This is a genomic window from Kistimonas ophiarachnellae (assembly GCF_057552235.1).
In genome coordinates this window covers 120,491-142,973 of the sequence record NZ_BAAJPA010000010.1, presented here as the reverse complement: position 1 = coordinate 142,973, position 22,483 = coordinate 120,491, and the positions used below count along the sequence as shown (strand labels likewise).

Annotated in this window: 20 protein-coding genes; 15 read left to right on the top strand and 5 right to left on the bottom strand. The window is 51.6% G+C overall.

Annotation, left to right across the window (positions count from 1 at the left end; translation table 11 throughout):
- Positions 1 to 107: 107 nt before the first annotated feature.
- Positions 108 to 1,091: a hypothetical protein gene (locus tag AC27K1_RS13985; protein ID WP_487151385.1), complete on the bottom strand. Its 984-nt coding sequence runs from the start codon at positions 1,089 to 1,091 to the stop codon at positions 108 to 110.
- 302 nt (positions 1,092 to 1,393) lie between these two features.
- On the opposite strand from AC27K1_RS13985, the gene AC27K1_RS13980 reads away from it, so the two are divergent.
- Together AC27K1_RS13980 and coaE are read left to right on the top strand one after the other, a co-directional pair.
- On the top strand, positions 1,394 to 2,260 hold the full coding sequence (locus AC27K1_RS13980) for a prepilin peptidase (RefSeq protein ID WP_487151383.1): 867 nt from the start codon (positions 1,394 to 1,396) through the stop codon (positions 2,258 to 2,260).
- Positions 2,261 to 2,270: 10 nt separating this feature from the next.
- Positions 2,271 to 2,885, top strand: coding sequence for a dephospho-CoA kinase (gene coaE / locus AC27K1_RS13975; RefSeq protein WP_487151382.1), 615 nt, complete (start codon positions 2,271 to 2,273; stop codon positions 2,883 to 2,885).
- On the opposite strand, the gene AC27K1_RS13970 is transcribed toward coaE, so the two are convergent.
- Positions 2,882 to 3,571 carry a TetR/AcrR family transcriptional regulator gene (locus tag AC27K1_RS13970; RefSeq protein ID WP_487151381.1) on the bottom strand — a complete coding sequence of 230 codons (690 nt, stop codon included), beginning with the start codon at positions 3,569 to 3,571 and terminating at the stop codon, positions 2,882 to 2,884. The two genes, coaE and AC27K1_RS13970, sit on opposite strands and share 4 nt — an antisense overlap.
- A gap of 129 nt (positions 3,572 to 3,700) precedes the next feature.
- Here AC27K1_RS13970 and AC27K1_RS13965 point away from each other — a divergent pair, with 129 nt between their 5' ends.
- Positions 3,701 to 4,507 carry a hypothetical protein gene (locus tag AC27K1_RS13965; RefSeq protein ID WP_487151379.1) on the top strand — a complete coding sequence of 269 codons (807 nt, stop codon included), beginning with the start codon at positions 3,701 to 3,703 and terminating at the stop codon, positions 4,505 to 4,507.
- A 194-nt stretch (positions 4,508 to 4,701) separates the two neighbouring features.
- The gene (locus tag AC27K1_RS13960) at positions 4,702 to 5,916 is read left to right on the top strand and encodes a dicarboxylate/amino acid:cation symporter (protein ID WP_487151377.1); all 1,215 of its coding nucleotides are present in this window, start codon (positions 4,702 to 4,704) and stop codon (positions 5,914 to 5,916) included.
- Between the two features lie 157 nt (positions 5,917 to 6,073).
- On the opposite strand, the gene AC27K1_RS13955 is transcribed toward AC27K1_RS13960, so the two are convergent.
- Together AC27K1_RS13955 and pepQ are read right to left on the bottom strand one after the other, a co-directional pair.
- Positions 6,074 to 7,375, bottom strand: coding sequence for a hypothetical protein (locus tag AC27K1_RS13955; protein WP_487151375.1), 1,302 nt, complete (start codon positions 7,373 to 7,375; stop codon positions 6,074 to 6,076).
- A gap of 427 nt (positions 7,376 to 7,802) precedes the next feature.
- The gene (pepQ, locus tag AC27K1_RS13950) at positions 7,803 to 9,110 is read right to left on the bottom strand and encodes a Xaa-Pro dipeptidase (protein ID WP_487151373.1); all 1,308 of its coding nucleotides are present in this window, start codon (positions 9,108 to 9,110) and stop codon (positions 7,803 to 7,805) included.
- A gap of 178 nt (positions 9,111 to 9,288) precedes the next feature.
- On the opposite strand from pepQ, the gene AC27K1_RS13945 reads away from it, so the two are divergent.
- Genes AC27K1_RS13945 through AC27K1_RS13935 form a run of 3 tightly spaced genes read left to right on the top strand, consistent with a single transcriptional unit; the run spans position 9,289 to position 11,956 of the window.
- Complete coding sequence (locus tag AC27K1_RS13945; protein WP_487151371.1) at positions 9,289 to 9,897, top strand: PepSY domain-containing protein; 609 nt, start codon at positions 9,289 to 9,291, stop codon at positions 9,895 to 9,897.
- 18 nt (positions 9,898 to 9,915) lie between these two features.
- Positions 9,916 to 10,593, top strand: a complete 678-nt coding sequence (locus AC27K1_RS13940) for a response regulator transcription factor (protein WP_487151369.1) — start codon at positions 9,916 to 9,918, stop codon at positions 10,591 to 10,593.
- Between the two features lie 13 nt (positions 10,594 to 10,606).
- Positions 10,607 to 11,956, top strand: a complete 1,350-nt coding sequence (locus AC27K1_RS13935; protein ID WP_487151368.1) for a sensor histidine kinase — start codon at positions 10,607 to 10,609, stop codon at positions 11,954 to 11,956.
- A gap of 23 nt (positions 11,957 to 11,979) precedes the next feature.
- Here AC27K1_RS13935 and bioA read toward each other — a convergent pair whose 3' ends face one another.
- The gene (gene bioA / locus AC27K1_RS13930; RefSeq protein ID WP_487151493.1) at positions 11,980 to 13,257 is read right to left on the bottom strand and encodes an adenosylmethionine--8-amino-7-oxononanoate transaminase; all 1,278 of its coding nucleotides are present in this window, start codon (positions 13,255 to 13,257) and stop codon (positions 11,980 to 11,982) included.
- A gap of 247 nt (positions 13,258 to 13,504) precedes the next feature.
- Between bioA and AC27K1_RS13925 the strand changes: the two genes are divergently transcribed.
- The 8 genes from AC27K1_RS13925 to AC27K1_RS13890 all read left to right on the top strand — a co-directional run bounded on the left by AC27K1_RS13925 (position 13,505) and on the right by AC27K1_RS13890 (position 22,483).
- Positions 13,505 to 14,335, top strand: a complete 831-nt coding sequence (locus tag AC27K1_RS13925; protein WP_487151366.1) for a DUF547 domain-containing protein — start codon at positions 13,505 to 13,507, stop codon at positions 14,333 to 14,335.
- Positions 14,336 to 14,353: 18 nt separating this feature from the next.
- The gene (locus AC27K1_RS13920) at positions 14,354 to 15,169 is read left to right on the top strand and encodes a DUF547 domain-containing protein (RefSeq protein ID WP_487151365.1); all 816 of its coding nucleotides are present in this window, start codon (positions 14,354 to 14,356) and stop codon (positions 15,167 to 15,169) included.
- 152 nt (positions 15,170 to 15,321) lie between these two features.
- A complete protein-coding gene (locus AC27K1_RS13915) occupies positions 15,322 to 16,221 on the top strand; it encodes a 6-carboxytetrahydropterin synthase (RefSeq protein ID WP_487151363.1) in 900 nt (299 codons plus the stop codon).
- Positions 16,222 to 16,520: 299 nt separating this feature from the next.
- Complete coding sequence (locus tag AC27K1_RS13910) at positions 16,521 to 17,813, top strand: imelysin family protein (RefSeq protein ID WP_487151491.1); 1,293 nt, start codon at positions 16,521 to 16,523, stop codon at positions 17,811 to 17,813.
- A 63-nt stretch (positions 17,814 to 17,876) separates the two neighbouring features.
- Positions 17,877 to 19,331 carry a di-heme oxidoreductase family protein gene (locus tag AC27K1_RS13905; RefSeq protein WP_487151361.1) on the top strand — a complete coding sequence of 485 codons (1,455 nt, stop codon included), beginning with the start codon at positions 17,877 to 17,879 and terminating at the stop codon, positions 19,329 to 19,331.
- Between the two features lie 12 nt (positions 19,332 to 19,343).
- Positions 19,344 to 20,420 (top strand): imelysin family protein, encoded by a 1,077-nt coding sequence (locus AC27K1_RS13900; RefSeq protein WP_487151359.1) that lies wholly within the window; start codon positions 19,344 to 19,346, stop codon positions 20,418 to 20,420.
- Positions 20,421 to 20,440: 20 nt separating this feature from the next.
- Complete coding sequence (locus AC27K1_RS13895) at positions 20,441 to 21,544, top strand: DUF1513 domain-containing protein (RefSeq protein ID WP_487151357.1); 1,104 nt, start codon at positions 20,441 to 20,443, stop codon at positions 21,542 to 21,544.
- Positions 21,545 to 21,673: 129 nt separating this feature from the next.
- Positions 21,674 to 22,483 carry a hypothetical protein gene (locus AC27K1_RS13890; protein WP_487151355.1) on the top strand — a complete coding sequence of 270 codons (810 nt, stop codon included), beginning with the start codon at positions 21,674 to 21,676 and terminating at the stop codon, positions 22,481 to 22,483.

The window sequence follows — 22,483 nt, the reverse complement described above, 5'->3', positions numbered from 1 at the left end:
CGTTCTCCTGTGTATAAGGTTCGATGTCAAAGGATCTGGGCTCAGGCTCCGTATGTACAATTGACCTCTCAATTTCCCTCCATGGCGCCAGCTCAGACAAGGCGTTGTTATATCTGGGGTCCTAATAACCGAAACGTTTTGTAGTCCTGACGTTTTTCTACATGCGTCGCTAGATGCTCGTCTTCATTTACCGGATGAAGTATTACCCTACAATATTTTGATCCAGATAGATCCACGCCGCAAAATTGATAATTCTCCATGCGAATCACATGTCCGGATTTAATGTGTTGTATACACTCTTTTTCAGAACTGCTTTCATGTTCACAGCCTGTTGATCTACATTTATATTTGGTTTCTATTACCCCAGTGCCTTCTATTTCTTCGGGGGGGGCTGCCGGTGCTATCATGCTCATCGGGGACGATACTGTCTGCTCTTTCGATGTTTGAATGTTGCCAGCAAAAGATGGGGCGACAACTGACCTGAAAGTTTTAGTTCGAAGCATCGAATCTGGCTTTGTTACCACAGAAACTGTTATGGGCTGGTTAGCCTGCTGAAAAATCCCGGTCGTGGACAGCGTTAGCGTTGAAGTTACCGAAGGGGTGACGTGCTGTAACGAGAACGGTACTGTCAGGGGCATTGTTGACTGAACGGGCGCTGCCTCTGCGGTTTTATGTTTCTTATGGAGTGGTTGAGGGATCACACTAACAGCAGCCGCTGTTTGTTTTGGGGGCAGCGCCGACGCCTGCAATCCCGCGAATTGCTCGCTGGATGGCACCAGAAACCCATGCGTTCTGCGAAGATGATCCGGATACGCTCTCAATGGCATTACTTCACCGCAATACGACTTCTTTATAGGGGAAGCTGGATTGTGCATATCCACATGACAGGCGATCGTCCCATTTTCATAGGAAATCGCATGTGCCGAGACCAAATGCAATAAGTAAGTAGACGGCTCCCTTTCATCAAAAGCAAACTGACAATCCAACGAGCCACACGACCTGCCATTTAACTGCCCTGTGTTTGTTACTGGCTGTTTTGCTGGAAAAACAGCTTGTTTGCTAGAACTTGAACTTGAGGTTACTCCTTGCATGACATTCTCCCAACGCAATGGCAAACGAGGATATAAACTATCCCATGAGTGCATCAAATGCCCTGACGGACATGTTGGGCTAACTGGCAAAGTTAAAGTGCCCCCGAAGGCTATGACACAGGACAAACCTTCAGGCAAGTAGAAGCGTCCATCTGTCAACAAACATTACGTGATTAAAATATGTCACGATTCTGAGACGATATATGGCAAACACCGTTGATAATTGATTAACGCTGGATTCACACCTGCCCGTTTGAGACACTACCCGGAATTACCAGAATAAATCAGACTGTGTTATGGATATGTTGTCGCTTCTGTCCAGCTCTCCCCTGCTGTTTATCACACTGACGCTGATCCTCGGCCTGTTGGTGGGCAGTTTTCTCAATGTGGTGATATACCGGTTACCGGTGATGATGCAGGCGGACTGGAAACAGCAATGCCAGCAACTGCTGGATCCGGATAAGACGCCTGAAAATGGCGAACGCTTTAATCTCATCGTACCGGCATCCACCTGTCCTTCCTGTCAGCACAAGATTCGCCCGTGGGAAAATATTCCCGTGCTCAGCTACCTGTTCCTGAAGGGGCTCTGCAGTCAGTGCAAGACAACCATTTCTCCCCGTTATCCCATTATTGAGGCGGTAACCGGCGTGCTTTCCGCCCTGGTCGCCTGGCACTTCGGATTCTCCTGGCAGGCACTGGCGGTACTGGTGCTTACCTGGTCGCTGATCGCCCTGACCATGATTGACTTTGACCACCAGCTGTTGCCGGATTCCATCACCTTGCCGCTGGTCTGGCTGGGGTTAATCTGTAACAGCTTTGGTTTATTTACGACGCTGGAAGCGGCCCTGTGGGGGGCGGTTGCCGGTTATCTCAGCTTGTGGTCTGTCTATTGGTTATTCAAGCTGGTCACGGGTAAGGAAGGGATGGGCTATGGCGACTTCAAGCTGCTGGCCGCACTGGGCGCCTGGATGGGCTGGAGCCAGTTGCCGGTGATTATCCTGCTCTCTTCCCTGGTCGGCGCCATGATCGGTATTTCTTTAATTCTGTTCCTTGGCCGGGACCGGACCATACCGATTCCCTTTGGCCCTTACCTGGCAGCCGCAGGACTGATCGCCATGTTCCAGGGTGAACAATTGATCAATACTTACCTGCGCTTCACCGGACTCTGATTGACGCCCTATGAGCACATTGATTATTGGTATTACCGGCGGTATTGGCAGCGGCAAGACTGCCGTAACGGATTACCTGGCCAGCCTGGGCATCACGGTTGTCGATGCGGACCAGGCCGCACGGGTGGTTGTTGAGCCAGAAACGCCGGCCCTGCAGGCCATTGCCGGGCACTATGGCGAACAAATCCTGCAGGAAGACGGTAGCCTGGATCGTCGGGCATTACGCAACATCATCTTTAACGACAAGGAAGAACGACGCTGGCTGGAAGCCCTGTTACATCCGCTGATCAAGGAAGAGATGCTGAACCAGTTGTCACAGTCCCTGTCACCATACAGCATTATTGTTTCGCCCCTGCTGCTGGAAACAGACCAACATACGATGGTTGACCGCATCGCCGTGGTCGATATTCCTGCACAGTTGCAGGTACAACGTACTATGGCGCGGGATGGGATCGAACAGAGCCAGGCGGAAGCCATCATGAAAGCCCAGGCCGCCCGTGAGACCCGGCTGGAACAGGCGGATGATGTTATAGACAACAGTGGTTCGCTGGATGATCTGCACCAGGCGCTGGATCAGCTACACAACACCTGGCTGGAAATGGCTTCCCAACGGGCGACAGATTAGTGGCCGACAGGTTGTAGCGAGTTCATCACGATACGGATCACCACTTCCCTGACCCGGTTAACATCCTCACGGGTATGCCGGGTATCCTTCAGCAGGTTCAGGGACGCCGCTTCCATCGCCCAGATAAGGGTGTAAAAGACCATACGATCCGGGGCTTCCAGTCCCAGGTCGAGCATTTTTTTGAGGAACAGTTCGACCATGGCGTCGTAACCCTGCTGCCGATAAATCGCCAGTGGCGACTCTGAGCGCATCGCCTCCTCTTCCAGCAGTTTCAGCAATGGGCCGATATAGCGGTGACAATCAAAAAACAGGCCTACTGAACGCTCAATCAGTTCCCGTAACGATGTGGACTCTGACGCCATCATCTGCAACTGCCCCATCATCAGGTCAACGCCTGCCCGATAGACAGTTTCCAGTACCGCCATCTTGCTGGGGTAGTATTTATAAAAGGTACGACGGGAGACGCCTGCCGCCTGGATAAGGTCATTGACCGTCACCGGATCAATGCCTTTGCCGAGAAAAACAGGAATACAATGCAGCATGATCTCAGTGGCTGCAATTTCGCCCTGGTCAGAAAGGATGCCGGCTTCGGCTTTTTGCTGCCGAAACAGGGCTTCCCGTCCGCCGAGTTCTTCAAACACCTGCCGGATAATAACCAGGCTGTCACTCCCCTGTGCGCCGGCCATGATGGCTCTCCCCCAACAATTGTACTTTCCGTCAGCTACCGGAATACGGTATAACGATGTCCAGAACAGCCGTCCGCCACCCGGGCGCCTGCCAAGCACGATATAATAACAGCGAAGTGCCTGATAACAATGAGAAGACGTTGCCTGTCGCCTGACCGCCTCCACCGGCTGACGCCGTTCCTGTTCGCCATTGGCCTGATGTTACTTCCTCCCTCGGCGCAGGCCGCCAAAGCGCTCTGGTATCTTGGCCAGAAAATTCCCGATGTCACCCGACCCTGGCAATCAGCCGACTACCGGCAGGCGACAGAAGCGCTGAAAACCATCGACGAGAAACAGGCCGATGCCCTGCCCCGCCGTGGCGGCGAGTACACGGGCGCCGTCTTTGAGCGCCTGATCAACGAAGAGAATTTCCGCCCCCAGCTGGATATTTACCAGTCACTGGATTTCCGGCGGGAAGAGGCATCAAGGATACTGTTCTCCCTCAAGGAGATCATGCGTCTGTATTTTGATTTTTCTGCCTCGCGGCAACCTTATGGAAAAGAGGCGTTGAGCCTGATGAGTTATTCCATCCGCCAACAGGCCGTGTTGTTCGATCTGACGGTGGAGTTCTGGCTGACCCTCAGCGAGAAAGACCAGCAAAGCCGGGAACGGCTCGAAGGTCTCAATGACACCAAGGCCGCTGCCGCCATGCTGGCATCCAGCGCGCTGGATTATCTCAACCTTCACCAGCAGTTCGAGCAGGAAGCCCTGATCCTCTACAGCTATGAACTGGGCCAAACCTGGCCTGAGCTGTTTGTTCATCTGCCAAAAGCCGAAAGGGAGCGGTTACTGACTAAAGTCATACAACTCAGCGAAAGCCATGATCTGGATGAAGTACAAAAGACACTCTCGGAACTTCTGCCGGTACTGACCAAAATCCACGAGGGCATAGGCTGAACACCAGTCTTCCCTCATCCCACCGGGATTTCGCGGTTTTCATAAGCAAATACCCAACCGGTATTTGGGCATACGAACTCTTCCTGCCTATGGTTGTCTTATCTATAAATCATCTAGAAAAGCGGCAGCAATACAGTCAGTAGTTATTAACTCGGGACTGTCAGGAATTGCCGGTAGCGGTAAGAGGCAACTTCATGGGCAGACTTTCATTGAACACAATGGTGCTACTGGGCGCCATGGCGGGCCTGGTCAGCGGACTGGGCGCGCCTCAACCGGTGCTGGACACCGCAGCGGTGGTATCCGACCTGTTTATCCGGCTATTGCGGCTGGTCAGCGCACCGATTATTTTCTTTGCCCTGCTCTCGACCCTGACGGGTATGAAAAACACCACCCATGCCCGAAAGCTCGCGGGCATGGTGTTGAAATACTCCCTGTTGACGACACTATTGGCCGCCGCGATTGCGCTGGCTACCTTTCTTGTTATTGACCCGGTTCGTGGTATCACCGGCATTACCGGCACTACGGAAAGCATCGTGAGCGATGGGTATGGGCAATACCTGTTAGGCCTGATTCCGAATAGTTTCGTTGCCCCTTTTGTCGACAACCAGATTGTCAGTGTACTGCTGCTGGCACTGTTACTCAGCATTTCCATTCTGTCGCTGCCGGAGCAGAAGCGTGATCTCCTCCATGAACTGTTTGACAGCCTGTTCTCAGCCATCATGCGCATGACCGGCCTGATATTGCTTCTATTACCACTAGCCGTCTGGGCGTTTGTCACCGACTTCTGCCAGACACTGGAAAATCAACAGATGCTGGCAGCGATCTCGCTCTATGTTGCCTGCATACTGATTGCCAATCTTATTCAGGCCATTATCGTGCTGCCCGGTATGCTCCTGTTCAAAGGCCTGCCGCCCTGGAAAATTTTCAAGGGAATCTTGCCAACACTCACTGTGGCGTTTTTTTCCAAATCTTCCAGCGCAGCGTTACCTTCTGCGATGGAGAATGCCGAGAAAAAACTGGGCATCAGCGGTGAAATCTCCCGATTCAGCTTCCCGTTGTGCATTACCATCAATATGAATGCCTGCGCGGCGTTTATTCTGATCACTGTATTGTTTGTATCCATGGCCTATGGCGTAACCTACTCAGGACTGGAGCTCATTAGCTGGATATTTATTGCGACATTGGCGGCATTCGGTAACGCTGGCGTGCCGATGGGCTGCTACCTGCTATCCAGCACCATTCTGGCGTCCATGAATATTCCCCTGAATATCATGGGCGTGATACTGCCGGTTTATGCACTCATTGATATGTTGGAGAGCGCCATTAACGTCTGGTCTGACACATGTATTACCAGTGTTATCAACAAGGAAAGGAATGATCATGCCTCACTGCTTGCTGACCAGATGTAGCGGGTAGCGCTCATGCTTCACGGCAGACAGTCAACAGGCGAGAACGGGAATAGATCACCTGGGGGAATACAGATCAGCCCCAACAAAAGAACCATTCAGAAAACTGGCCAATGAATACCATAAATAATTTCTTGGCCTGCAAGCAATTTGTATAGCATCAAGTTGAACTCTGCGCTTTTTCTTGTCTCACATATTTCAGTAATGAATTTAGTGCAGCTTTATATATTTTATCCTGCATCAGATCCACGTTATTTTCAGCTGAAAATAAGCAGTATTCATCCTTAAGTATGCGGTGAATTTTTAAAGCCTCTTCTTTGCCAGTATAAGTTAAGTCAGTACCACTGATTCGCTTAAACGCTTCCCGTACAATCTCCTTTCGCATATCAAGCCTATGATACAACGCAGCCCTCTTACCTGATTTCTTTAGGGCATACTTGATATACTTCAATGCAACAACTGACAATTCGTTTTTATCACCAACAGTTTTTTTAATATAATAGGCTGTGTTTTCAGCCAACCAATCAAGCTTTTCAATAACTTCTGCAAAGTCCTTATACCCCTGAACATTTTCACCATCAAATAATTTACAGTCTTTATCAAGTTTACAATAAGCTCTATAACTTTCTTCAATGTCTACAGGTTTGCCTTTCTCATCTACTTTCAGTTCCACGAAAACTTTTTGAACGATCTCTTTTTTCATTTCCGGTGTGTATAGCGTGTCAGGTCTCAACTTCTTAATTTTTTTCTCCGCTGTTTTCTTCATAAACAATAAAGCTTCCATGGAATATCCCCTTGCATTATCATGCATCTTGATATCTTCAAGAATAATAAGAACACATTTATCAATATGATCTTTAACTCTTGTATAGCCAGCATCATCGAGTGATGAATACACTTCATCAAAACAAGGACTACCAAAGACATTATCCTCATCAAGATTGTGAAAAAACTCTTTTACCTGTTCTGTCCGCAATGGACTCAAGGAATTCAATCTATACTTCTTGACAATCGATGCCTTAACCCGCTCTAACTCTTGAAGTCTACTTTTTCCTTTATCTCTCTCAGTCTTATATTGATTCAGCAAAGCCATTCCATCTTTGGTAAATTTGTCCTCATATAATTCAGGACATCTTTCGACTTCATCAGCAACACAAGGAAGAAGTTTATCTATTAGTGATTTACAGAGACTTCCTTCTGATAGCTCATGCGTGGCAAAATAATCAAATACCACCCTTCCCTGATCAACCATCTCAAATATTTTAACGGCCTGCACGTTACCTGAAAACCCTGATTTATCGCCAGAAACCTTTTTATAACAAGCTTCCAGAATATGTTGACAATCTTCTTCAGCTACTTCGACCTTACGCCCAGACGAACTTGTCTTGGGGCGTGCGCCCTGACGTTCAAATCGAGCCTGCTGATTTGCTGTTGAATCGCCTTGAGTTTTTCTTACATCCATTTTCACCTCCTTAAATACAAACGCAGTTCTGGATATCACTCAATTTCAGCCACTCTGGCGTTGAATGCCCTAAGACCATTGACAGGCTGGCTGGCGGTTCGACTGGCCGACTCATACAATGTATCCAGGGAAAATTATCGTGTTCGCGCTATATTCCTGTCATCACTTTTTAATCCTGCAAACCTGCAAGTTTACTCAGGGATATTCGTTACCAGGATTGCACTTTCCAATGCGCTGATTCGGCGGTTAATAGCGCCTCCGTGTTAAAAAAGACCTGACATCTGTATTTTCGTTCAACGATCCCCTCTTGCGTTACTGACAATGTGCGACTGAAATACTGGCATTCGACAGCCAGATACAACGCCATGCCCGGCATTATGTGTCGCTGCCACAGAATAGTGGCAGCGACACATGATAGCTCAGTGCATCAGGAGAAACAGGGACGGGTGAGGTTTTCCATTGTCTCATGGCTGACCAGGACGGTATCTTCAATCCGGATACCTCCAAATGGCTTTAATGCTTCGATACGCGCCCAGTTAAAGTCAGTCTTACCCTCATGCTCACTCAGCAATTGATCAATAAAATAAAGACCGGGTTCGATAGTAAACAGCATGTCGGGTTCGATTTTCCGCTGCAGACGTAATGCCGGATACTCCGGATGTCGACCCACTTGTGCACCATCAGAACCCGCCAGCCAACCGCCGACGTCATGAGTCTGCAAACCGATCAGGTGCCCAAGACCATGCGGGAAAAATGTCCGGGTATAGCCACGCTCATAAATTGATTCAGCAGGCAGGCGAATAATATCAAAATCACTGAGCATGCCCGCGATACGACGATGCATGGCATCATGGAGTTCCACATAGGACATACCCACCCGGATATCACCAATAATGCCCAATTGCTCGCTATTCATGCGCTCCACCATATCGGCAAAGTCTCCCTTACCTGCTGCATAAGTACGGGTAATGTCAGCATGGTAATTCCGGAAACTGGCGCCGGCATCGATCAGAAATGCATGGCGTTCCGCCGGCGGCTCCCGGTCATAATCATCATAATGCAGTACCGCGCTGTGCTCATTGAGCGCAATGATATTGCCGTAGGGTAACTCTGACTCCCTGTGCCGGCTTACAGAGAGGTAGCGGAGATGAATATCAAACTCGGAAAGACCTTCATGAAAAGCCTCGGCAGCCGCCTGGTGGGCATGAGCGGCAACCCGGTTGGCTTCACGCATGCAGGCCTGTTCATAAGGCGTTTTATAAGCGCGCATCCAGGTCAGGTAATGCAGCAGTTCGGGCGGATTGATGGCGCCTAACCCCCAATTACCGAAGCGGTCATCTTCGCACCCCAGCAGCGCAAACCTGGACAGATCCTGAGGTAAACAATCGCGAAGCTGATCTGGACTATTGATGCTCTTGATGTCCAGGGCTGTCGACCAGAAAGTCTCTGCCGGTTCCGGTGCCACATGCCAGTAATCACGAGGCTGATAATGCACCAGCTGCAGCGTTTCACCTGGAACAAAGACCAGCATGGATTCCGGCGCACCACGTGACGGCACCCACTGCCTGAAAAACGGATTTCCCCAGAAAGGGTAGTCCTGGTCATCCTGAAAACGTCGGTCAGGCGAACCTGCCGGAATCAGAAGCCCATGGTAACCTGCCTGCGCCAGTCCTTCGGTATACCGCTCTGCCAGTGTGGCCACATGTTGGGAAAAGAGAGATGTCCAGTCTGTCATTGATTGCCTATCCTGCTGCGAGCCTGGATGGCTCAGGATTATCGTACTTGATGGGATGGAATGATGTTACTGATCCAAAACGACACATGCCAGAGATTAACAAAATTTAATGAAGCGCCCATGCGAGTGTCATCTCACACCTTTTATAATGCACCCACCTGATCATGAGGATGTTTCCATGGAAAAACGACGGAGCACTGTAATAGCCAAAGCCATTCGTCAAACAGACCATCGCCCGCTGTATTCAGTTCTGTTTATTCTGTTGTTACTGGCCGGCAGCCTGTCTGTTGGAGATGCCATGGCCGACTCTCCCCGGGAACGGGCCCTGACCTGGCAGGCCCTGCAACAGGCGCCCTATTCACCGGAAAAGGCGCTGACGGATACCTTGAATGCCTACCCGGGCCTGATCACTGAGTATGAGGTCGATGATGAGAATGGTCACCTGGTGTATGAATTAACCCAGGTCTCTGCTGATTTCCAGTCGTCCCGCGAACTCACCATTGACGCGCTAACCGGCAAAGTACTGGAAAACAACCCCGAAGACCTCGACAACTGGTTATCCCGGCGAGACAATCGCGTCGACACCCTGCTGAAACAGAGTACACCGCTGGTTGATATCCTGCGTCGCTTCCAGAAAAACGACAAAGGTCACGTGGTTGAGGCGGAGCTCAAGCTGGAGAAAGGCATTCTCTTTTTTGAGCTGGAAGTCAACCACGAAGGTAAAATCACCAAACATCTGTTTGACGCCAGCAGCGGCAAGCCCATCCCGGTTTATGGCAATTTCTGACAGCGCTGAGGCAGTTTCATGAAAATTCTGGTGATCGAAGACGACACCACCACCCGCAACTATATCTGCAAGGGTTTCACCGAACAGGGACACAGTGTCGATACCGCAGAAGACGGTCAACAGGGACTGCTGCTGGGTCTGGAAAAACGCTACGACCTCATCACCCTGGACCGCATGCTGCCCGGCCTTGACGGCATGAAAGTGCTGGCCTCGCTACGGGCCTCGGATATCACTACCCCCGTACTGATTCTCAGCGCAATCGGGGATGTCGATGAACGGGTTCGCGGCCTTCGCCAGGGCGGGGATGATTACATGACCAAACCCTTCGCCTTTGCCGAGCTGCTGGCCCGTGCGGATCTGTTGATGGCACGCGGTCAGCGTCAGCCCACAGTGGAATCATCGCTGACAGTCGGCGATCTGGAACTCAACCTGATCACCCGTGACGTTCACCGCAGTGGTCGCGCCATTGAGCTGCAGCCACGGGAATTTCAGTTACTGCGCTACCTGATGGAACATGCCGGCCAGATCGTCACCCGTACCCTGCTGTTCGAGGAAGTCTGGCATTATCACTTCGATCCCGGCACCAATGTGATTGACGTCCATATTGCCCGTCTTCGGCGCAAACTGGAGGAGGACAATGAATCGCGCCTTCTGCACACCGTGCGTGGCGTAGGCTATACGCTTAAAGCTTCCTGACAAGGCAACTGTTATGAACCGGATTACCTGGCGTTCCTCGGTCTGGCGTTACACGGCCATGTATACCGTGCTGGTACTGGTGATTATCAGTCTGCTGGCAGGGGCGACCTGGTGGCAGGCCATCAGGGCCCTGCAACGTCAGCAGGAGCAGACCATCGTACGGGAGTTGTCCCAGTTCCGGGAATTAAGCCAGGATATCTCCCTGCCCGATTTCCAGCGTGCCGTATACGACAGAATGCGATTGTTTCGCCGTGTCATGATTGCCTGGCAATCCCCCGAGGGAATGGTCGGTAATCTCAACGTCCTGCCGGAAAATGTCCAGCCATGGCCACAGGTCAGCCGGTTCATTATTTTCAGCCCTTCACTGCTCGACCTATCACGATTACGGGAGGTGCTCGGCAGCCAGATAGACACCCGTTACGGCCCGATAGTCCTTGCCATGGACAGCAGTGGACTGGATCGGGTCGCCGCCAGGGCGAAACAGGCCGTTGCCCTGGCGATGGTCGGCGCCATCCTGCTGGCCAGCCTGTTTGGATTTATTCTCTCCCGTCGCCTGTTCCGACGCATTGAAAGCATTAACCGCATTACCCATGAAATTGAAGAAGGAAAGCTGTCCGCCCGCCTGCCTGTCAATACCCATGGCGATGAGATGGATTACCTCTCAGACCGCGTCAACCACATGCTGAACCGGATTGATGAAACGATCCACTCGGTTCGCACGGTCACAGACAGCATTGCCCACGATCTCCGCACCCCCCTGGCTCGCCTGCGCCTGCGCCTTGAGACACTGCTGATGGAACAGCCTGAAGACAGCCCTGTCGGCGATGAGCTGGAAACCATGATGATGGAACTGGATCAGATTCTGGCGACCTTCCAGGCCATCCTGGAACTCTCCCGACTGGAACAGGGTGCCAGTCACTGGCAACGGGAATCGTTGTCTGTTCGTGATCTCTGGCATGAAGTCATTGAGCTGGCGGAACCCCAGGCAGAAGAGAAACAGCAGCGAATTGCCCTGGATGATAGCAATGACCTTCGAGTCAATGCCGACAGGAGTCTGCTGTTCCGGCTGTGTTACAACCTGCTGGATAATGCCATCAAGTATGCGCCGGCAGATACAACGATTGATATCACCATCACGGTTGACGGCTGGCGCATCTCAGACCAGGGGCCCGGCATTCCGGATGCGGAAAAAGAGAAAGTCTTTCGCCGGCTGTACCGGGTTGACAGCAGCCGAACCCAACCGGGCTATGGCCTGGGTCTGTCATTAGCCCAGGCGGTCGCAAAACTCCACGGTGCCGATATAAAGCTGACAGATAACAACCCGGGGCTATGTGTCACCATCACCTTTCCTGCACCGCATTAAAGGCAGGAAAGGTTTTCCCTCGATCAAAGCCGTCTGACAACACTGCGAATGCCCTGGCCCAGCAATGCAAGATCATCACGACTGATGATATACGGCGGCATGACGTAAACCAGCTTGCCGAATGGCCTGACCCAGATGCCTTCCTCTACAAACATGGGCTGAACCGTTTGCATATCCACCGGCTCTTTCATCTCAACAACGCCAATCGCGCCGAGCACACGGACATCCTCAACAGTGGATAAGTCGGCCAGCGGTTGCAGCTCTTCCTTCAGCGCCACTTCAATCCCTTTGACCTGGGATTGCCATTCCCCTCGATTCAGAATATCCAGACTGGCGCCTGCGACACTGCAGGCCAGGGGATTGGCCATGAACGTCGGACCATGCATGAAGACGCCATTATCTGAAATGGTATGGCTGACCTCATCGGTACACAGCGTTGCCGCGAGTGTCATATAGCCGCCCGTCAGGGCCTTGCCAAGGCACATGATATCCGGCGTCACACCCGCCTGTTCGCAGGCAAATAGCGTTCCTGTTCGTCCAAAGCCCGTGGCAATTTCATCCAGTATCAGTAGTACACCCCATTCCCTGCACAGTTCCTTCACACGACGCAGGTATTCCGGTGAGTAGAAACGCATACCACCCGCGCCCTGCACCACTGGTTCAAGGATCACTGCCACCAGGTCTTCATGGTGCTCGCGAATCGCGTCTGAAAACGCATCCAGATGACGCTCTTCCCAGGCATCGCCATACCGGCACTGCGGCGCTTCAACAAACACATGCTCAAGCAAGATGCCACGAAACAGGCTATGCATACCGTTGACCGGATCACACACCGCCATCGCACCCAGGGTATCGCCATGGTAACCATTGCGAACGGTCAGCAATCGTTTCTTGCGGGTATTGCCGAGGGACCGCCAGTACTGGATCGCCATTTTGATGGCAACTTCCACGGAGACAGAACCGGAATCCGCAAAAAAGACCGTCGACAGACCTTCCGGCGTCATGGCGACCAGTTTTTTCGCCAGCTCAATCGCCGGCTGATGAGTCAGCCCACCAAACATGACATGCGCCATATTCTGGGTTTGCCGTGAAATAGCAGCATTTAATTCTGGATGGTTATAACCATGAATGGTCGACCACCAGGATGACATCCCATCCACCAGCTCCCGCCCGTCGGTCAGTTTCAGCCTCACTCCTGAGGCGGACTCCACCGGAAAAATCGGCAATCGACGCGTGACCGAGTTGTAAGGGTGCCAGATGTGTTTTGCGTCAAAGTTCAGGTCATCCTGACTCAGGCCCATGGAATGTTCATTGGAGCTTGCTTGCAAAACGGCCACCTCTTATCGATTGAAATCGCAATACTCATCCAGCCCGCTATACCCATTCAGGTATCACCAGAAGCAAGATACTTCAAAACCCAATAACCGGGCAGCCTATTATATCTGTTCTCTATGAACAACACGGACTAAAGCGTCTGGAAAGCCATCTGCCGGCTTTCATTGGATATACTTAAACAGATAAACAAACCGCTGACTTATCGATACGTATATGGAAATACTCAATAGCGGATATCTCAAGGATGACAGTCTGAAGGAGGCTCACCTGCCCTCCGTGCTGGCCAAGGCACTGGCTGCCATTGCCCAATATCATTACACGCCAGAAACACACGAATTTGACTACCAGGCCTGTGCCAGTTCCAAATCCTATGAACACTATCTTCAGGTTGTAAACGCACTTCAGGACTTCGATCCAGCCTCACTGGCCGACATCGATGAGAAAGTGGCCTTCTGGCTCAACCTGTACAATGGCCTGGTGATACATAGTGTCATCCACAATGAGGTCTGTGGCAGCGTCAGGCACCACAATGGTTTCTATACCTATAACTGCTATAAACTCAGGGATCACCATTACAGCCTGGATGATATTGAGCACGGCATCCTGCGCAGCAACAGCCCCAAATTCGCTTCCTTCCGGCGCCCCCTGAAAAAGAAACACCCCGGTTATCAGCATGCATTACCTGAGCTGGATGCAAGAATTCATGCCGCCTTGTTCTGCGCCACGATCTCCTGTCCTCTCTTACGCATTTACGACCCGGAGCATCTGTCGGCGATACTGGATAATACCGTCTCAGACTATCTGTTGAACTATGTCTCTTTCGATGCCGGCAAACAACTTCTTACCCTGCCCAAGACCTTTTACTGGTACCGGAAAGATTTTGGCTCAGATCGTGAATTAATTGCTTTTATCAGGGAAAAACATCCATCCAGCGATGTACGGCTGGCGCTTTCAAAAGCAGGGGACAACATCAAATTCGACTACCATGATTTCGACTGGAGTCTGAACGCAACCCGATACCAATGGCAGCAATCGGAGCTGTAGGCGCATCAGGAATGGACTATGCATATACTCAATGACCGCTATGTAGATCCAAACAAAATCAATACATCTGCCTTGCCTGGGGAACTTGCGGCAATACTCGGCGATCTTTATCAACGGTTTTATAATGACGCACTGCATGAATTTGATTATCTGGCCTGCGAGCATTCCCGGGAATTTGCCCGTTACGTCAACATCGCAGGAAAGCTGGCGGCCTTTGATCCGAAACAATTAACGGATCATAACGACGCTTTGGCGTTCTGGCTGAATCTCTACAACGGTCTGGCTATACACGACATCATTCACAATAACATTGGTGATAGCGTTAACAACTGCAAAACTTTTTTTACCAAAAACGGCTACACACTGGCAGATGGTGTCTATTCGCTGGACGATATTGAGCACGGCATCCTGCGCAATAACCATCCCAGGCATGCATCACTCCTACTCCCTCTCAGCAAGGATCATCCGGGCAGGAAGCACTGCCTCCACGAGATTGACCCCCGGATTCATGCAGCCCTCTTTTGCGGGACACGCTCATGCCCCGATCTCAGGGTCTTTCATCCCGACAATATTGATGCCGAACTGGATGCCATTACCCGTTTATACCTCACCAGTCATGTATTCTTTGAACCGGATACCACAACGCTTAACCTTCCCCAGAAATTTCACTGGTATCGTGAAGACTTCGGTTCCAGGGAGCAGATGCTGGATCTGATTTGTAAGAATCACTCAAAGCCTGAAGTCCGTTATGGCATCCAGGAAGCCAGCAAGCAATTAAACATCCACCACATAAAGCATGACTGGCGACTCAACCAATCCAGCGGCCTTCGCTAAACACGGGCAGGCTCGAAGGCATGAGCGCCAACAAAAACGCTAAACATTACGATTAGTATTACACTCGCTCATACTGATAAGGTCGCCTACAATACCGCCCTTTTTCTTCCCTTGTCGCGAAAAAGGGAGCCAGCAGCGAGAACTGACACACCATGAGCGCCCTGTTCGTTAACAAGATGACCACCATCGACTTTTCCTACCTGTGCCCGGAGCGCGGGCTGGTTGGCGAGAGCCTGATTGTCGATGTTACCCTCTACGGCGATCTGAATGATGAAGGCATGGTCTTTGACTTCAGCCATGTCAAAAAGCAGATCAAGCAATCCATTGATCGCTATATGGATCACACCCTGCTGGTTCCTGCAGAATGTACGGCGATTGAATATTGCCAGGACGGTGGCCGTATCGACGTCACTCTTCATACCCACGAACTGGGCTATATCCAGTGCCGTGCACCAGAGCAGGCGATCACACTACTGCCACTGTCCCATATCACGCCCGAAGCGCTCCAACCCTTGCTGGAACAGCGGGTGATGGCTGATCTGCCGGATAATGTCAGCGGTATTGAACTGCGCCTTTACCCTGAAACCATTGAAGGCGCCTGGTACCACTACAGCCATGGCCTGAAAAAGCATCAGGGGGATTGCCAGCGTATTGCCCATGGCCATCGCTCTGCCATTCAAATCCTGCTGAATAATCAGCGCAGCGAGTCCCATGAGCAAGACTGGGCGAATCGCTGGCAGGACATTTACCTCGCGACCCGGGAAGATCTGCTAACCACATTCACTGTTCAGGACCGTGAATATCACCGGTTCGGCTACACCGCCCAACAGGGCTATTTTGAAATATCCCTGCTGGCCAGTCGCTGCTATCTGATCGACACAGATACCACCGTAGAACTGCTGGCTGATCACATGGCAAATACTTTGGCAAACGAAAATCCGGGACAAGACATCCGGGCTATTGCTTACGAAGGTTTCCAGAAAGGTGCGGTTGCTGACGCACAATGCCAGCCGTCAATGAATCTCCTGCTGACTAACAACCAAAACCAGTAATCAAAAAAAACCAACCGCGACTGATTCGTTTCAGCCAGCGTCCGGGCCTGCTGTTTGCAGCAGCGACAGGATGTCGCGGTAGCGATGCAGGACAGGGAAAGTCCTGTGATCGCGGCGAAAAACAGCAGGCCCGGACGCTGGCATTCCCCCTATATCAAGGATTCCCTCAGAACTAACGCCACAAAACAGAATTGTAATGATAATAATTATCAATATAATTGCGGGCAAAATAAGTACGAAAAGCCTGATACATAACCATCGAATTACAATGACACAGGTTGGATATCTCCATGACAAGAATGAAGAAGGTCTTCCCCGTTCTCGCTATTTCCGCCGCACTGGCCGGCTGCGGACAAAATGATGAACAAAAGACCTCAGCCTCACAAAGCAGCGAGACGAATTCTGGCATTTCACATGAAGCCATTGTCGAACAGTATGCCAACGTTGCCCACGCCACCTTTGAAGATGCCCTGTTTACTGCAAAACAACTGCATACCGCTATCAGCACACTGATTGAAAGTCCTACTGAAGCCAATCTGGACGCAGCCAAAACGGCCTGGGTCGCAGCCCGAGTGCCCTATCAGCAAAGTGAAGTCTTCCGTTTCGGCAATGCCATCGTGGATGACTGGGAAGGCCAACTCAACGCCTGGCCACTGGATGAAGGCCTGATCGATTACGTCGATACCGGTTCCTATCAGGCGGAACTTGGCAACATCGGTGCTGCTGCCAACATCATTGCCAACCTTGAGGTTCAAGTTGGCCCGGACATGATTGATACCAGCAACCTTGCGCCCGCACTCCTGGCCAACCTGAATGAGCTGGGAGGCAGTGAAGCCAATGTTGCAACCGGCTACCATGCCATTGAATTCCTGCTCTGGGGACAAGACCTGAACGGCACAGAACCCGGCGCCGGCAATCGTCCTGCCAGTGATTACGCGACAGGTGATGACTGCACCAACGGCCATTGCGAGCGACGCGCCCAATACCTGACCGCAGCCGCTGAACTGCTCGTCAGTGACCTTGAAACCATGGAAGCGCAATGGCGCTCAGGACAAGACGACAACTATCGTCAAACCTTACTGAGCGAACCTGCCGAACAGGGCCTGCGTAAAATGTTGTTCGGTATGGGCAGCCTGGCATTGGGTGAACTGGCCGGTGAACGGATGAAAGTCGCCCTGGAAGCCAACTCCACCGAAGATGAGCACGATTGCTTCAGTGACAATACCCACAACTCACACTTCTATAACGCGCTGGGTATTAACAACGTCTATAGCGGCAGCTATACCCGGGTTGACGGTACACAGGTCAGCGGTCCCAGCCTGGCCGACCTCGCCGCCGCCGAGAACCCGGAACAGGCAAGCGCCATCAGCAGCAAGTTTGTCCGTACCCAGGCCGCACTGCAGACCATGGTCAATGCGGCTGATCAGGGTCAGGCGTTTGACCAGCTGATTGCTGCTGATAACAAGGAAGGCAATGCGATTGTTGAACAAGCCATCACCGCACTGGTTGAAGAAACGGCCGCTATCGAGCAACTTGCCGCGCTGGCCGGCATCAACAACCTGAGTCCTGATACGGCTGACCATACGTTCTGATAATAATCTCTCTATCGCACGGGCAGGGACGCTGTGCGAATGACATACGAACGGTAAACACTGATGTCTGTTTCTATCAAGCGCCATGCCAAACCTTTGCTGGCTGCTACCGGAGTGGGTACTGTTTTGGCGGCAACGGGTTTTGCCATTGCGATGGCGACCGACAACGCCGATTACTCTGCCCCTGCCCCCAACGAACACCTTAGTGGTGGTAAAGCCACGGTATTCAACCAAAGCCGTAATGCGTTTTCCCTGCCATCTGCCAACATGGCCGTCTCCCGGCGTCTGGACTTCAGCGTCGGCAACAGTTTCTTTCGCAACCCCTGGGTCATGGCGCCGGCCAGCACCGATGCCCGGGATGGACTCGGCCCCTTGTTCAACACCAGTGGCTGCCAGAATTGCCATATCAAAGATGGCCGTGGACATGCGCCTTCCGGACCTGATGACAATGCCGTATCCATGCTGATACGCCTGAGCATTCCAGCTATCACTGCTGCACATAAGGCACAACTAAAAACCGACGGTTCCGTACCTGATCCCGTTTATGGCGGGCAATTACAGGATTTTGCACTCCCAGGCGTAACACCTGAGGGAAAAATCCGGGTAACTTACAGCTACCAGACTGTGACCTTTTCCGATGGGGACACCGCAGAACTGCGTAAACCGTCGTTTACTATTGAGGACAAAGGGTATGGTGAATTCCATCCGGATATCATGCTTTCCCCAAGGGTCGCACCACCAATGATTGGCCTGGGGCTTTTGGAAGCCGTTCCTGAAAATACGCTTCAAGCCTATGCTGACCCAGACGACCGAAACAACGACGGTATTTCCGGACGACTCAACCAGGTCTGGCATGCTGATAAACAAACGACAACTATAGGTCGCTTTGGCTGGAAAGCCGGCCAGCCGGATTTACGACAGCAAAATGCTGCCGCGTTCAACGGCGATCTCGGTATTACCTCCAGCTTATTCCGGAAAGATCACTGCACAGAAAGCCAGCAAGATTGCCTGAACAGTATCAATGGTGGCGATCCGGAACTCTCTGAAGACATTCTGAACTTTGTCACGTTTTATACCCGCAACCTGGCCGTGCCCGCCCGCCGGAATGTGGATGCACCGGACGTCCTTCGGGGTAAACAGCTCTTCAACGACGCTCAGTGTGCTGCGTGTCATATTCCTCAGACAACGACAGCACAAATAACCGGACAGCCAGAGCAATCCGGCCAGGTCATCTGGCCCTATACCGACCTTTTACTCCATGACATGGGCGAAGAACTGGCGGATAATCGCCCCGAGTTCCTTGCGACAGGGCAGGAATGGCGAACACCGCCACTCTGGGGTATCGGTCTCACTAAAACCGTCAATGGCCATACTGAATTCCTGCACGATGGACGGGCCCGTAACCTGACGGAAGCCATCCTGTGGCATGGGGGAGAAGCGGAACAATCCCGGGAACATTTCGTGGCTATGCCCCGTCATGACCGCCGGGCGCTGCTGGCTTTTCTGGAATCCTTATAAGTCCAAAGCAGTATGAAATCTATTGCCATTGTCGTACTTACATCGCTGTTGCTGGCACTCGGGGGCTGCTCGAACAACAATGATTCCGAGCGCCAGTTGGCGGAAAACTCTTCCAGGCGGGTGATCCTGGCACTGTACCACCGTCTTGCATTTCAGGCTGAGCAGGTTCAATCCTCAGCAGAACACTTTTGCCATGCACCATCACAACCCGCATTCAATGAACTGCAACAGCACTGGCGCAACCTGATGGGCGCCTGGCTGGAAACGGAAGTGATCCAGTTTGGCCCGGTTATTGAAGAGAACCTGTTGTGGCAATTCCAGTTCTGGCCGGACAAGAAAAACCTGGTGCAGCGGAAAGTCGAACAACAACTCCAGAGTCATGCCAAAACTGACATCAGTGAAGCGAGTGTCGTCATACAAGGCCTCTCTGCCCTGGAATATCTCCTGTTTGAACCATCCGTCAACACAGCAGAGCAGCTGAGGCTACAGCCTGAACGTTGTCAGCTATTACGCGATATTGCACAACATGTACATGACAATGCCTCCCTGCTGAAATCCAGCTGGAAACCGGGTAACAGCAGCTGGCATGAGCAGTTTATGGCGCTGCCAGATCAACGACAGGAAGCAGGTATTCCCAATCCGGTCAGTACACTAATGGTGAACGGTCTTCATACCATGCTGGAACGGGCCTACAAGAAAGTTGTCCTGCCCCTGGGAAAAGACGGGAGAGGCAATCCCTATCTGGCTGAGTCATGGCGCAGCCGCAATTCCCTTGAAAATATTGCCGCCAATATTCGGGGTGCACGCCGCTTTTATGATGGCGCCGATGGCTTTGGTCTGGATGACCTTGTCAAAGCCTCCCCCAATGGCGGGTCACTGACCGTAGAGGTACACCAGGCGTTTAACCAGGTGGAACGTTCACTGGCCCTGGTCCCGCAACCGTTATCCCTTGCGGTGACCAACCCGGAATCCAGGGATGCGGTAGAAGCGCTGGCCAACGACCTCAAAACTCTCAGGGATCTCTTTGGCAACGAAGTCCCCAACGCGCTGGGCATTATGCTAAGTTTCAATGCCAATGATGGAGACTGATCACTCACAGGCCATTGTTTATGCCTACTCGCCGCACCGTTCTGAAACACATGGTTACCGGTTGTACGATGGTCGGCCTGTTACCGTTGTATACCGGGTGTACCAACTCAACCCCTGAGCGTCTTGTATTCAGCACGGCGCGTGACCGGAACGGACGCTATTCCGTGCGAATCGTTTCTCCAGACCGGATCTGGCAACATATCGTCCCCCTGCCCGAGAGAGGGCATGATATTGCAATACACCCAACACAACCCGTGATCGTCTGCTGCGACCGCCGCCCCGGTGAAAACCTGCATGTTATTGATTACCCGAATGGCGCCCTGCTCAAGCGTATTGGCAGCCGCCCGAATCGCCACTTCTATGGCCATGCCACATACAGCCACGATGGTGCTCAACTGTTTGCCACTGAAAATAACCTACGCGATGGCCGTGGGGTGATTGGTGTCTATGAAACGGATCACTACACCAAAGTAGCGGAATTTGCGGCCCATGCCATCGGGCCTCATGAGATCCGCCTGCATCCAGACGACAGAACACTGGTTATCGCCAATGGCGGCATCCAGACCCACCCGGCCTCAGGCAGGAAGAAACTCAACCTGGAAACCATGCAACCACGGTTGAGCTATATCGACAGCCATACCGGTCAACTACTGGAAGAGCACAGCTTCCAGCACCACCAGCTCAGTATTCGCCATCTGGATCTCGCTCCGGATGGCACCGTGGTTTTTGGTATGCAATACCAGGGAGATCCTGCGGATATCAGACCACTGGTCGCATTACATCGTCGGGGGCAATCTATCCAGTCCATGCAGGCAGATGACACAGATTGGATGAAACTCAACCAGTACATTGCCAGCGTCTGTGTTTTGCCAGAAGCCGACACAGTGATTACCACTGCGCCAAGGGGAAATAGTGTAGCGTTCTGGCGACTCAGCGATCACCAGCTCGTGAATACAGCGTCTGTTAATGATGCAGCCGGCGTTGCAGCAATTAACCACTATTCGGCAGTTATCAGCAATGGCACCGGAGAATTAATCCAGTACCACTGCAAGGATGGAAAGGGGAGAGAAAGTCAGCGGCTGCTCTATCCCGATTGCCAATGGGACAATCACATGACCAGTTAATGGTTGTATACGCTGACCTACACGTTATGAACCCATTGTCGAAAAACAATCTAAGACCATGTAATGCAAAAACTCTATTTCTCTACCGATAAGGAACAGGTGCAATACGCGTTAAATCAGCATTAACAGGTGATTATGAAGGCAAGACATGGAACCCCTTACCCGTCCCCCGTAGCAAGAGCATCCAACAGAAACTATGGCAATGACGACAACCGACGGCAAACTGTACGCACCACCGCAACACGCAGAAGCCAAAGACACCAGGCAGGCGCGCCAGGAACGACTCGTTCCTTATTAGCAGAACATGAACTCTCTGCCTGTGAAGTCAGCCTATTTGTCAGCAACAAAAAAAAGAAAATACGCCGCACTCATGCCTCCTTTGACTGTTTCCCCCTGAAAACAGTCATTGGCCAACATTGCCATGAATACCATTGCATCAAATTTCATGACCGCCCTGACTGGCTTGTCAGCGCAGCGATACAGATAACTCACAATAGTCCGATCATCGTCCGTACAGCCAACGGTCAATATTCATTCCCTGAAAAACAGGCAGCGTCTTTCCGTCAACTATTAAAGGAAGGCACAACACATCTGAAATGCGATAACAATAAATTCAAGTGCATGGAATTTTCACTGTTTTTACTGACGGGAAATAGAGACCTCAGGAAACGGCTTTATACTATAAAACACTCATCGCGCCCTTTCCGAACAGCAGAAAATAACACCGGGAAACATATCATGCTTGCCGACCCGTTTATTAACTGGATACATACGGCAATCATTATTAACAGCACTAACCTGACCCTGTCTTACCTGGGTGATAACGGTCTCTATTGCTGCGAGCTGGACGACCTGCTCAGGCTGTACAGTGATAGAGAAGAAGCCATCCTGACAGTTCACGAATTAACACTAACCCCACCCCATCCGTCGTCGAGCTGA